The organism is Thermogutta sp. (assembly GCF_039793925.1).
GTDB lineage: Bacteria > Planctomycetota > Planctomycetia > Pirellulales > Thermoguttaceae > Thermogutta.
Genome location: NZ_JBAMME010000334.1, coordinates 3321 through 15987 on the forward strand (window position 1 = coordinate 3321; position 12667 = coordinate 15987).

The following is a 12667-nucleotide window of genomic DNA, read 5'->3' on the forward strand; positions in this document are numbered from 1 at the left end:
GGGCTGGCGGTCTGAGTTCCCGGGCCGCACGGGGGCACTTCTTCCGGATTCATCGCATCGACAAGTTCAGGGGTCACAAGGATGAGCAGTTCGATGTCGTTGTTCTGTTCCGCTACTCGCCTGAATGCCGCGCCGATATAGGGTACGTCCGACAAAAACGGCACACCGCGACGCTGAGCCTCCACGCGGGTCTCGACCAATCCCGCAATGGCCAGGGTTTGTCCGGCCTGCATTTCCACACCGGTGTCCACTTCCCGAACCCTCAGCCCCGGGACAGTCGTCGAATTGATGACTACGCTGCGAGAGGTATCGATCTCGCTGACCCGCGGACGCACTTCCAGCCGAATTCGGCCATTACCCAAAACGATGGGGACGAAATCCACCTGGGTGCCATACTTCTTATATTCGATGGAGACTGTACCAAGGCTCTGCGGGACGATGATAGGAAACTCGCCACCAACCTGGAAAAACGCTGGCCGACCACTGACCGTCACGAGGGTTGGTTCGGCAAGAACTTTCATGAGGTTGTCCTGGCGGAGGGCCTCCAACACCCCAAAGAACGCGTCGTTTCCGTCAAGTACGCTGAAGAAGAACGTTTCGCCACCCGACGTGAAAGCGCTCGCCGCCGTACCGTTAGCCGGATTTGTCGGGCTGACCCCGGTGAGCAGACCACTCACGCTGGATCGAATGACGTTCTGCCCTGAGATTTGGCTCCAGTCAAAACCCAGCGAGCGGAGCTTGGTCCGCGAGACTTCCATCACCTTCACGTGGAGAAGCACTTCATGGACGCCACCCAGTGTCAGATTATTGATCACCCGCGGATAATACTCCTCAGCAATCTGCACGATGCGGCTGACGTGCTCCTGCTGGTCCACGTATCCCGAGAGAAGGACGCCACTGGCAATCGGAATGACTTTAATGGAACAATTGGGAAATTGGGCTTTGAGGAGCATCTCCAGCTCTCGGGCGTCCCCAAACACAATCACGTCCACGGTATAGATGTTCCCCTGATCGTCCCATAAATTGACCTGAGTCACACCCGGCTTTTTGGCAAAAATCTGGATCTGGTTGGGCGACAGTGCGGTTAGGTCCAGAATTTCAGGGTTGTTCACTTGAGCCTGAGGAATCCGCCGATCCAGGGTGAGGATTCGGCTGGTGTTGACAGTCATTTCCTGTCGCTGAGACGGGCCGGTGACGCGGCAAACAACACCGTTTCCGGCAATTTGTCCGGCTGGAGTAGGCGGACCACCTTCGAAGGCACACGTATTGCCACCTGCATGCAGGAGCAGAGCGCAAATCAGCGCGAGCGACCCACTCAATGTGACCAAGTGGGGGAGATGCCTGATCATCCGTGATCACCCTATTAACCAAGAGGTTCCGGCACTCCGAAAATGACAGGGCGGTATCCTAAAGGCCCCGCATCCGTGCGAAGAGTCCGCCCGGCGCAGCGCCCCCTGATCCTTATCGGCAAAAGTCGAGCAACTGGTAAATCTGATTCATTTCTCCAGGCTGAGACGTCACTGATCGCTCCCGCGTTCTGGAACGGGATTGTCCGTTGGAGGCAGCCATCCCCCGTCTTGAGAAGGAGACGTTTCCGAGGTCGGTTGCGTGGCTGTCGGCGAGGAATTATTCCCAGGGAAAGGAGATGCCGCACTGGCCGCGGTCCGCCAGATCATTCCCATCGAATCCGGCCAAACGTGCTCCGTATCGGCCTCCAACACCACGTCGTTCACCTGGGAACCAAGCAGCAGTCGCATGGCCCAGGTTTGGCCGCCTGGGTTCCTTGTGGAGACCGCGGTGGTTGCTGTGGAATTCGCCTGAGTACTCAGGAACTGCGCGAAAGCGTCTTCTTTACGGAGGGTGTCGCTTCCGGGGACAATCTCTTTCTCTGGATCCCCTCCCTGGGTGGGAAGCCCTAGCAATTCCATGGGATCGATCCCTTTGGTTTCTACGGGGTCATTGTCTCCCAGTCCCCGCATGACGAGACGAATCTGACCGAGTTCCGTGGCCGCCGTGAGGATTTCTGCCTGCTCGGGAGTCACGAGGAGGGAAACGGTCTTGGCCTGAATCGACTTCTGGTTCTTTTCCTCACCGGTAAGTGCGTATTTGTCATCCACAGCGAAAACTTTGACATTCTGCAAAATTGTTCTGGTGTAATCCTTCGGAATGCCTTTGGAAGGCATTGCGGGAAAATGCACGACCACGTCCACGCGGTCGCTGGGGCGCAGCATACTCGCGCTGCCACTGACAGGATCTACCTTGACAGAAACCACGCGATAGCCCTTCGGAATCCATGGCGCAGCTCCCGCATCCACGGCCCCTTTCTCAAGCAGTTGGGCGTCCAGGATGGGGGAACCCTTGTAGATTTTGGTTTTGGTCCGTCGACCTTCAACGTCCTCCACTTTCAGTAGCGCCCCTTCCGGAATTTTGCTCTTGGGCCAGTCTTCCAGCTTGATTTGGGTAATCTTTACCGGATCACCCATGGGAATGTCCTCGGCTGCCACCACGATGGGTTTCATTTCGACGACGGGTGCCGGGGCCGCCCGATCCCGTGTGGCCAGAACCTGCTGCACCCCCACTGCAGCGACCAAACCGCATCCGAGTGCCAGTGCTAAAAAGAAGACTGATTTCGTGCGCATAGGACGGAGTCTCAGCTTTCCTGGAGGAACAACGACAGACCCATCGCCGCGTCTTACTGCACAGCTTCACGCCGCATGGTGGTCGTGGCGCGCAGCTCCACCCCACCTAAGAACATTGGCGATGGCAGCCAGCTTACTTGACGAAAAGGCACAGAAACCGTAACGGTCACCGGCTCACCGTAACCCGCAGAATCGATCGGGTCCGGCGTAACCGTCACAGTTGCCGAGCGAATCCCTCCGCTGGCGAGATAATCTTGAACGACACTGATGACTTCCGCCGTGGTGACTCCTTGAATGATCGCCCGGCGAGCGCCTTCTCGTGACGCGTTCGTGATCACCTGCTGGACCATCACCATTCGGCCAAACTCGATGAGGCCCAGGATCAGCAGGAAAAAGATAGGGGCGACGACGGCAAATTCCACCACTGCCACACCGGAAGGACGCCCGCAATCGATGCCACTTGTGGAGCGGTTTTGTCTCTCACCATACAGGCCGGTTCCCTCCGTCTTTCGATACTTTCTCGCGACAAGACGCCCCAACATTCCTCGCACAGGAAGCGTGGCACCGAAAGAGTAGACGGCGTTGGCTCGCATAGATCCACCTCACCTTTCACACGGGAAAAAGCATCCCATTGAAGAGAAAATACGCGATCGTGCCGATAGCGATTGGAATCCCGTAAGGGAGAAGGAGCATCCGGGGTTTTCGTTCCGCTGCCAGCTCGGCCAACCTCTCGGGATGCCGAACGATCAGAATCTCATAGAGAATTGCAAAAAATTGCCGCGTGTGTTTCCAAGCAGCTCCACGACCGACCACCATAGCGACTGCGATGACCGCCCCCACAATGACGGTGATCACAAACGCCCAGAGGGTATGTGTCATGCCGATCCAGGCCCCTACTCCCGCCAGCAGCTTGACATCTCCTGCCCCCATTCCCCCAATGGCGTAAGCCGGCAGCAAAAGCCCCAATCCCACAGCGGTCCCCAAGAGGCTCGACCACACGCCGGGCCAACCAAACCACCATCCGCTCATCACCCAGCCACTGATAATCAGGGGAAATGTGAGCCAATTGGGCACCCTGAGTTTGGTACCATCAATCCAGGCGGCCCAAACCAACACCACGCTGACAAACCAGCAAATTCCCCACACCGTCCAGGGTTGGTCTGATGCTTGGAGTACGCGTTCCAGCATTTGATCACGCTCCCAAAATAAGTCCGTGCGATGTTTTCGGTTGGGTCGTCATTTAGCCGTTTTTTCCAGCAGAGTGATGTACTCTAAAACATGACCAACGTGTCCGCGCTGCGGCAATGGCTTACACTTCAGGGGATTCGCGCAGCCATGGGCGTCCACATCGAAACTTTTACCAGCACATTGTCCGCCTGTGTGGTTGTTCACATGCGGACTGTCAGCAGGTATTGGAGGACGGCCGCCAGAAGTGTCAGCCACAGGACCAGCAGCGAAAATGCCTCGCTCGCCAGTTCCGGGGGAATGGTGGGGTCCACGGTCAGATCTCCTTCACTGGGAATGACATCGTTGGAAGCTTGACATTCTGGTGTGAACACATGACCCACGTGTTTGATCTCTCTATCCAAAAGTGTAGGTCAAAAAAAGCCCCTCGGAGCTTTTTTGAACCCCGAGGGGCAGAACTATCCCGCTTCTTAGCCCGGCCGTACCGACCGAGCTGCGCCGGACAATGTCACGCATCAGTTGCCAGACGCGCTCTGGATAGAGTCGGTCACGTTCTGGAAAGTGTCACGAGCCGCGGTACCCAGGGACGAGATCGCCGTGAGGCAGACGATCACGATCAGGGCCAGCATCACCGCGTACTCCACAGCGGTCGGGCCATCCTCCGAGACGAGGAAACGGTGCAACTTCTGAGCAAGCGACTTCATACAGTTCCTCCAAGACAAGCGGGACATGTGATCAGCCTTGATCCTCTTTCAAGACTGATCCAGGAAAAGGGGGATCGACGGTACACGCCACGCTCCCGTGACGCCGGCCTGTCCCGTACCGTCTGCATCCCGACAACACCAAAACCGATGCCTCTTCCCCGTAGGCTGCGATGCCCGTCCACCGTATCGGCAGACGCGCCTCGCCGTCCCCGGCACGTCCCGGTTGTCGGCAGGCAGAAGCCTGAAGGTCAGCCTTCAGACCGCATCATCCCTTCGGCAGCCCGGCGACCGGATGCGACCACCCGGCCCGTAGCTTTGCGCCCCGGCCTTACGACCGGTTTGCCTTTATCGAGGATGAGGCGACAGGCCGTTAGCGACAGGGTTCTCGGGGACCATCCGCCGAGTTGCCCACCCTGTCCTGCGACGACCCTTCGGCCGTCCTCTCGGCAGCCCATCGAGTTCAGCGTCTTTTCGCTCGCTCTCAAAGGCCGCCTCTGTAATGAAAAATAGGTTATCTCTTCGGCTTGTCAAACGAAAAACTTTAGCCGCTTGCCAAGTAGAGTTCCAAACGGCAGGATTACCAGTGTCGTTCCGGAGAATCCCTCCGCCGCACATTTGGAACCCGGGTGACGTCCCAAGTCATTATTAGATAACGACCCATGAGGCACCCCTCGCTCCTCAGAACTGTCAGTGCAACTGTCATCGCGGTGGTATGCTTGGCAGGTTCATTTGACGCCGAAGACCCTGTCAAACTGACAGGTTTTTCGTGGGATCGTGTGCCCGTATGCATCCACTTCGGCAAACGTACCTCTGACCTCACCGACGCGGAACTGGACTTCCTCGCATCGCATGCCGATCTGATAACGCTCGAAAAAGGTCACGGAGCTGCCGTTTACGGCAGCACCGAGGCAGGGATCGCGGAGACGGCTCGGCGATTAAAACAGCGAAATCCGAAATTGAAGGTTCTTTTCTATTTCAACGCTTTCATCAACTGGCCGGGATACGCAGCCTTCAAGACGTATCGCGATGAATGGACCCTCCGCGACCGCAACGGAAATATCGTGTACAGGACAGACCATGTTTCTCGGCCTGACCCGTCCCAAGCGGCGTTCCGAGAATGGTGGTCCAACGTGGTCGCCGACGAACTGAAACGTGCCCCGCTCGACGGTGTTTTTGTCGATGCATTGCCGCAAGCGCTGGTCCCGTCCTTAGCCCGCACTGTGGGTAAAGAAAAAGCTGACGCTATTGTTGCAGGTTTGCGAGAGATGGTGGCGTTGACCAAACACAAGATCGGGGAAGACAAGATCGTACTGGCCAACGGCACACGAGGCACCGATTTCCGTGAGATTCTCGATTGGGAAGGAATCGACGGGGTGATGATCGAACATTTCGGTGCATTCAACTCCGCCAGTCCTGAAGATATCCTTGCCGACATGGAAACCATGGCTATAGCCGCCCAGAAAGGAAAGTTCGTCGTGCTCAAGGCTTGGCCCGGTTTCACATGGCTGGATACCGCTATGATGAGCCGTCCCTATGAGGAGCTGCTGGAACTTGCCAGGCGAAACATCACCTTTCCGCTGGCCTGTTTTCTTGTGGCAGCCCGACCGGGTAGCTTCTTCTGCTACTCGTGGGGATACTCGGACCGCCACGGTACGTTGGATGTGTACTCCGAGCTGGAGCGACCACTCGGTCCGCCCCTAGGAGAGGCCCAGCGGTCCGGTTGGACGTTCCGGCGTGAATTCATCCACGCGTCGGTATTTGTCGATGTTAAAACCAAGACGGCACGAATTGAGTGGAGGTAATTGCCTGACAGGCCTCTGTGTCTGCCATAGTTGCGAGCTTTGTACTTGCTGCCTCGTGCGCAAGTTCGAGCTCAGCCATTGCAGTGGCCCCATCGGCCCGGCGTCCTAACATCCTGTTAATCTTCGCCGACGATTGGGGCTTCCCTTGATCTGACGCGTCATGAGATCCTCGGCCAAAAGCAACCAACATTGATCGCCTTTCCCGCGAGGAAATAGACTCCCGTCAGTTCAATGTCCTCAATCCGATTTGTTCGCCCAGCCGCCCGGCTGTGCTAACACGCTTGCTTCCAGCAAGGTTTTATATCCATCAGCATTTTGCATCGCTGCAGCCGCATCCCGTCAGCCGCATGCCGGATTGGCTGAATCTCAGGTAGTCGCGCTGTTGCGGCCGTCTCGGCCCGGAAAATCAAGCCCTGACACAAACGACGATGAACATCACACCGGAACGGGAAGATTTCATGGCACAGCCGGAGTGAAGTTAGTAAATTGGCTTGGAAGTGATCGCTGCGAATGTAGACAATGCGATCAACGCAACAACTCGGTAGATCGGGAGGCTGCGCTTCCCGCTTCTTTCCATAGTTCCCTCAATTGGGCCAGAAGAGATCCCCGAATCGTTTGCCGATAAGGCGAATCACTGGGGAGTTCTGCCATCAACCGCCGGTGCGCCTTCCCGAGATTGTGATAGGGCATCGAGGGAAATAGATGGTGCACTGCATGGTAGCGGAGCCCCACAGGTGCCCACAATTCCGTAATCCACCAACGATAGGGGTAATTCGGGGAATCGAGAACCTGCTCGGAAAAGTCCACCGGATGCGGTTCAAACGCGTACCGGTGAGCACCAAGTGTGCGGAGCGCGTTGATAAACACCACAAGGACCGCTGTGGCATACGCTTGGATGAGGAAAGGAATCGGCCAGCGTCCCAGGAAAATGGGCGGCACAAGAAACACCCCCCACACCCAAAGAAAGCATAGCGCTTCCTGGACTCGGATCCAGAATAGCTCGCGGGGCGTCGGTTCTGGCCGGATATACTTGGGGTCAATCACCATAGAAGACGCATGCGCATGCACCCACGCCCGAAAGCGTGGACTGATCCACGCGAGCGGGCTGAGGATAGCAAAGCGAACCACAACAAGCGGTGGAATGATGAAACTGGTCAGAAGATACTTGATGATTTCCCAACGCGGCCGCCGAGCAAACGGGAGATACTCACCATCGCGATCGGTGGCGTAGGTCGTCTTGCGATGGTGGTCGTGGTGTGTTTGATACACAAACGAGGGCAAAAGAAACGGCGTTCCGCATAGAACGTTCCAGACAACCTTGAAGGCTGTCATCACCCCCCGAGGAAAATGCACAATCTCGTGGATAAACAATGCCGCACGGTAGTACGCCAGGGCTGAAATCACGAAACACACTGCCTGCTGCGGCGAAAACAGCGGAGTGCGGCGCACGAGTGCAAAACACACCGACCCCACGCCAAAAGACACCAGAAAATCTACCCAATAAATGACTGGGTTGCGGGCAAACAAATCGTGCACAATTTTTTTCGCCTGCGCAGGCGAGAACGTAGAAGGGCAAGAGCGGATTGCCTCAGGCGCGGACCGTTCAAGGTTGACCGTTTTTTCAGAAGACATTGCGTTCCACCCGCTATCAGAGTGCACGCCAGAAACTCGCCACCGCCTTCCTGTTTCTTTTGGCTTGCCTAATCACTTCGGAGTGTCGAAACTCGTTTTCGGTTACATTAGGCGTAGGGGTTAAAAATATTATTCTAATTCTGCCAAACAAAATAGCGACTTTGTTTTTCCAGTTCCATCTGCTGTAATTCTGTCCCTTTCCAGCTCAAGTGACGCCCTTCCTGCCTGCCGTCCGATAATGCCGAATTTCAAATTCGGGAATTCACTCTGCAACCCTCGGTACATCCTGCGGAGTGCGACTGCAGCAAATCCGTGCTGCGCGACGGCAGTTACGTCATGCCATCCTAGCTAGTGGCCGGTTGCCAGTCCGGGGGTACCGGCGAATAATGCAGAGCTGGCGCCCTCCTTCGAGCCCATTTTTTTGCAATTGAAGTGCGAGCTAGTTTCGGAGAAGTTTTTCGTGTTCCGCAGCCTCATTGCGACATTCGTCGGTATTCTGGGTTGTGCTCCCCTGTTTTGTGGGGGCTGTAAGTTTCCCGAAAGGGGTGACGGCGGTGTGGTCCACGTAGCCGTCACGATCCCTCCCCAAAAATGGCTGGTGAGCCAGATCGGGGGGGAAAGGGTAACGTGTGTCGTGTTGATACCGGGCAACCAGGACCCGCACACGTTCACCGGCACTGACGCGGATGCCGCCCGGCTAGCACGCTGTCGCGTGTTTTTTTCTATTGGACTTCCCGTGGAAAACAGCCCGTGGTGCCGAGCGATCTCCCAGCAGAGCAGACTCCGCGTGGTCTCTCTTTCCCAAGCCACTCACTTCCACACAGAGTTCGAGGCCGCGACCCATGAGGGTGAGGCCGGCATGGGATCCGGGTCGGGTGGTCCCACGCAACTTTTGCACAGCGGCAGCAAGGATCCTGCGGTCAACACTTTGGGGCAGATCGAACGCCGTCATAACGGGCATGATCACGGAGAAGCACACGAGCATGACGCGTTCCTTCACACCTGGCTCAGTCCGCGGCGGCTCATAGCCATGGGGGAAATCGTTGCCCACACGCTGGAAGAGGTCGACCCCTCCAACCGAACGTTTTACCGGAACAATTGGGAGCGATTACGGTCGCAATTGACTCACTTGGACGAAGAGCTTCGAGAAAAACTTGCCCCCCTTAAAGGTCAGGAATTCTTTGTTTACCATCCAGCCTGGGAGTGTTTCGCAGACGATTATGGGCTGGTCCAGGTAGCGATGGAAACACAGGGAAAGGAGCCGTCGGATCGGGAGATCACCGAACTCCAGCGTCGAGCCCAGCGTGCCCGAATCAAAGTGATGCTTGTCCAACCGCAGATTGCCTCCCGGGCGGCGCGTGCCGTCGCGGAAGCAGCCGGACTGCGAGTTGTAACCGCGAACCCTTTGGCCGAGGATATTCCTACCGAGTTGCGGCGTGTTGCTGAAAGTCTCATCTCCGCGTATCGTGAAAGTATGGAGAGCGCCGACCTGCAGAAATGACTGCCCTTTGCCGGGGTCCCCTAACCTCCCGCAGCATATTTTCTCCGAACACTGGTGAACCGATGGCTTTTGTAGCCCCACTATCGAAAACGTCGCAACAGTCAGTGCACACCAGCCCGACTGTGGTGGCGCGGCTGGAGCATGTGACGTTTTCCTACCGTTCGCCCACAGGGGGCTTGTTGGAGCCGGTTCTCCAGGATGTTTCTCTGGAAATTTATCAAGACGACTTTTTGGGAGTCATCGGCCCCAATGGTGGAGGAAAAACGACGCTGCTAAAAATCATTCTGGGCCTCTTGGAACCGCAACAGGGAACAGTGAGTGTGTTCGGCAAATCGCCGCGCGAAGTCCGACACCTCATCGGCTACGTGCCGCAGCATGCCAGGGTCGATACGTCCGTTTCCGCATGCGTGTTGGACGTTGTGCTTGCTGGTCGGATTTGCCATTCCCCGTGGGGTTTTCTTTACAGCCGAGCAGACCGCGAGAAAGCCCTGGCCGCGCTTCGATTAACTGGGACGGCCGATCTGGCCCACCGGCGGCTTGCCACACTTTCCGGAGGTCAGCGCCAGCGTGTTTTGATTGCGCGGGCCCTGGCTGCTGAACCCAAACTGTTGCTGCTGGACGAACCGACTGCGGGGATTGATCCCTACGTCGAGCAAAATCTGACGGATCTCCTCCATGCCCTGAACGAACGACTCCCCATCGTCATCGTGAGTCACGACATCGGCTTTGTTTCGACGCATCTCAAACGGGTGGCGTGCCTCAATCGACGGCTGACCGTGCACTCGGCGGCAGAGGTGACACGCTCCACCATGGCCACTTTTTACGGAGAACACGTCCACCTCGTCCAACACGCTCCCTGCTGCCCGCTAAACGATCCCGGATGCGACCATGGTTGTGTTCCGGCACATCCACCCACAGGCCGAAAGATGGAGCAGCCATGACGGAATTCTTCCAGGACCTTTCCGTCAACCCATTTCTGATCAATGGACTGGTGGCGGGTGTCCTAGCGGGGTTGGCCTGCGGTATCATCGGGCCGTATGTGATCACAAAAAGAATCGTGTTTCTCGCCGGCGCTATTGCCCATATTGCAGTCGGTGGAGTGGGTATCGCCCTTTTTCTCAAATACAGAGTCCCCTCCTATTTCGGCGGGTTGGAACCGGTTCATGGCGCCACCGCGATTGCGGTTCTGGCCGCCATCATCATCGGCGTGATCAACGAAAAGCGAGCGGAACACGCAGACACACTGATCGGCGCGCTTTGGGCCGTGAGCATGGCCTTGGGGATTCTTCTCATCAAGTACACGCCGGGATACCAGGGCGAATTAATGAGCTATCTGTTCGGCAACCTGGCGTACGTGACGCGGTCCCAGCTCGCCTGGATGGCGATTTTGGACGTTGTCATCCTCGCGACAGTGTTACTTTTTCACAAGCAATTTATGGCGGTGTGTCTGGATCAACAACTTGCAGCCCTGCAACGCGTACCAGTTCTTGTCATCAATTTGTTGCTTCTTTGCTTGGTCGCACTGACCGTCATTTGTCTGACTCAGGTGGTGGGCCTGATATTAGTGATTGCTCTCCTAAGCTTGCCCGCCGCCACGGTCTCCCGATTTGTCATCGGTATGCCCGCGTTGCTTGTGGGTGCCACCCTCCTTGGGATGCTCATCACCACTGTCCCCCGGATTGCAGTGTACGGTACGGCAGTAAGTCCAGAATCCGCCATCGTGTTGGTCGCCGGCGGGATCTATCTGCTGAGCCTTCTCATGACGCGTCGCGTCCCCGAATGAATCAAAATCGGCTCTTCCGTTGTCGATCGGGGAATCTCATTGTGCCAGGGCTGCGACTGCCAGCTCCTGGAAGACCTCCCGCACAGGTGAGCCATCAGAGTTGGGAAAGTTGGTTCTCTGCACGAGCAAGATGAAAATCATCTTTCGTTGCGGGTCGATCCAGCCCTGTGTTCCAAATGCCCCGCCGTGGCCGAACGTTCCCGGGGACAGCATTTGAGTCACCCCCTGTGGTTCGCGGACGACACACCAACCCAATCCCCATCCATTGCCGGGTGTAAACCCAGTGACGAGGTCGCCGGTGTGCACACGCGTCATAACAGCCACGGCCCCGGAAGAGAGGATGCGGACGCCCTCCAGCTCACCCCCGTTAAGAATCATTTGGTAAAAGCGAACCAGATCGGCAGCCGTGGAATACAGTCCACCAGAAGGATTGGGTGCCCGTACACCGGCATCCTCAATAAGCCAAATAGCTCCGCCGCCCGGCACGAGTTTGCCCTCCGGCGTCCTCTGGTACGCGCGGGCCAATCGGGATTGCTGGCCTCCCGCGGGTACAAACGTGGTATCCTTCATCCGCAGTGGCTGAAAGATCTCGCGACGGAGAAATTCGTCATAAGACTGACCGCTCACCACTTCGATAATTCGCCCGCAAACCGTCAATCCCGGAGAGTAGGCCCAGCGCTCACCAGGCTGGAAGGTTAAACCACCTCGCGCGAGTTTGGTTACGGTTTCTGCGAGTGTGGTCTCCGTTCGCTGTGATCCGGTCAATCCGGAAGTGTGGGTCAATAAATGCCTTACAAGTAGAGGCTTTTCCAGGGGTTTGCCATTCACCTTGATTTCCGCGAATTCGGGCAGGTACTTGGTTACTGGATCATCCAAATTGACTTTTCCGCGGTCGACGAGAATCATAAGCCCCGTGGCCGTGATCGGCTTGGTCATCGAGGCGATCTGAAAGAGAGAGTCTTTTTGCATGGGAATTTTGGCATCGAGGTCCGCCCAGCCAACCGCTTCCCAGTGGACAATCTTTCCCTTCCTGGCCAGGAGCGTTACCGCCCCGGCAATTTCTCCGTCGGCCACAAACTGCTCCATTCGGGGGCGGATTTTCGCCAGAACATCGCTTTTTAAGCCCACATCTTCCGGTTTGGCCTGGGGAAGAGGCCAATTGGCGTTGGTTTCCCCGGCAACGGCCGCTGGAAGTACCCGCAGCATGAAGCATGCGACCAGGGCCATCACCCATCGACAGTGGCACTCAGCAACGGCACATTTCATCGCGGACTCTCCTTCCCAGGTTTCCACTTTAGTGCCCGATCCCCGACGCGAGTAACAGCTCTAAAGAATAGTGCCATTGTGCCCGCTGAGCCAAGCGATGTCAAAACCCCATCAGCCTATCAATTGAGACTGGCCGGGCCTGTCAGAAAAAGCGC

Annotated in this window: 12 protein-coding genes and 1 riboswitch; of the genes, 4 read left to right on the forward strand and 8 right to left on the reverse strand. The window is 56.8% G+C overall.

Annotated features, from left to right (window positions below; translation table 11 throughout):
• The 6 genes from ABJK56_RS17970 to ABJK56_RS17995 all read right to left on the reverse strand — a co-directional run.
• Nucleotides 1–1349: type II and III secretion system protein family protein (locus tag ABJK56_RS17970; protein WP_347246060.1), on the reverse strand; the 1349-nt coding region annotated here is incomplete at its 3' end.
• A 168-nt stretch (nucleotides 1350–1517) separates the two neighbouring features.
• Complete coding sequence (gene cpaB, locus ABJK56_RS17975) at nucleotides 1518–2639, reverse strand: Flp pilus assembly protein CpaB (protein WP_347246061.1); 1122 nt, start codon at nucleotides 2637–2639, stop codon at nucleotides 1518–1520.
• 53 nt (nucleotides 2640–2692) lie between these two features.
• Nucleotides 2693–3232 (reverse strand): TadE/TadG family type IV pilus assembly protein, encoded by a 540-nt coding sequence (locus ABJK56_RS17980; protein ID WP_347246062.1) that lies wholly within the window; start codon nucleotides 3230–3232, stop codon nucleotides 2693–2695.
• Between the two features lie 16 nt (nucleotides 3233–3248).
• A complete protein-coding gene (locus ABJK56_RS17985) occupies nucleotides 3249–3827 on the reverse strand; it encodes an A24 family peptidase (protein ID WP_347246063.1) in 579 nt (192 codons plus the stop codon).
• Nucleotides 3828–4027: 200 nt separating this feature from the next.
• Nucleotides 4028–4207, reverse strand: a complete 180-nt coding sequence (locus ABJK56_RS17990) for a hypothetical protein (protein WP_347246064.1) — start codon at nucleotides 4205–4207, stop codon at nucleotides 4028–4030.
• Nucleotides 4208–4339: 132 nt separating this feature from the next.
• Nucleotides 4340–4528, reverse strand: coding sequence for a Flp family type IVb pilin (locus ABJK56_RS17995; protein ID WP_347246065.1), 189 nt, complete (start codon nucleotides 4526–4528; stop codon nucleotides 4340–4342).
• A 272-nt stretch (nucleotides 4529–4800) separates the two neighbouring features.
• Nucleotides 4801–4882: riboswitch (cyclic di-GMP riboswitch) on the reverse strand.
• A 305-nt stretch (nucleotides 4883–5187) separates the two neighbouring features.
• Between ABJK56_RS17995 and ABJK56_RS18000 the strand changes: the two genes are divergently transcribed.
• Nucleotides 5188–6330, forward strand: a complete 1143-nt coding sequence (locus ABJK56_RS18000) for a putative glycoside hydrolase (protein WP_347246066.1) — start codon at nucleotides 5188–5190, stop codon at nucleotides 6328–6330.
• Between the two features lie 525 nt (nucleotides 6331–6855).
• On the opposite strand, the gene ABJK56_RS18005 is transcribed toward ABJK56_RS18000, so the two are convergent.
• Entirely contained in the window at nucleotides 6856–7962 is a 1107-nt protein-coding gene (locus ABJK56_RS18005) for a fatty acid desaturase (RefSeq protein WP_347246067.1), read from the reverse strand.
• 460 nt (nucleotides 7963–8422) lie between these two features.
• On the opposite strand from ABJK56_RS18005, the gene ABJK56_RS18010 reads away from it, so the two are divergent.
• The 3 genes from ABJK56_RS18010 to ABJK56_RS18020 all read left to right on the forward strand — a co-directional run bounded on the left by ABJK56_RS18010 (nucleotide 8423) and on the right by ABJK56_RS18020 (nucleotide 11246).
• Complete coding sequence (locus ABJK56_RS18010) at nucleotides 8423–9463, forward strand: zinc ABC transporter substrate-binding protein (RefSeq protein ID WP_347246068.1); 1041 nt, start codon at nucleotides 8423–8425, stop codon at nucleotides 9461–9463.
• Between the two features lie 62 nt (nucleotides 9464–9525).
• Complete coding sequence (locus ABJK56_RS18015; protein ID WP_347246069.1) at nucleotides 9526–10404, forward strand: ABC transporter ATP-binding protein; 879 nt, start codon at nucleotides 9526–9528, stop codon at nucleotides 10402–10404.
• Entirely contained in the window at nucleotides 10401–11246 is an 846-nt protein-coding gene (locus ABJK56_RS18020) for a metal ABC transporter permease (protein ID WP_347246070.1), read from the forward strand. The genes ABJK56_RS18015 and ABJK56_RS18020 overlap by 4 nt, the downstream gene beginning before the upstream one ends.
• Before the next feature lie 36 nt (nucleotides 11247–11282).
• Here the strand turns inward: ABJK56_RS18020 and ABJK56_RS18025 are convergent, their stop codons facing one another.
• Entirely contained in the window at nucleotides 11283–12512 is a 1230-nt protein-coding gene (locus ABJK56_RS18025) for a serine hydrolase domain-containing protein (protein WP_347246071.1), read from the reverse strand.
• Between the last annotated feature and the right edge of the window lie 155 nt (nucleotides 12513–12667).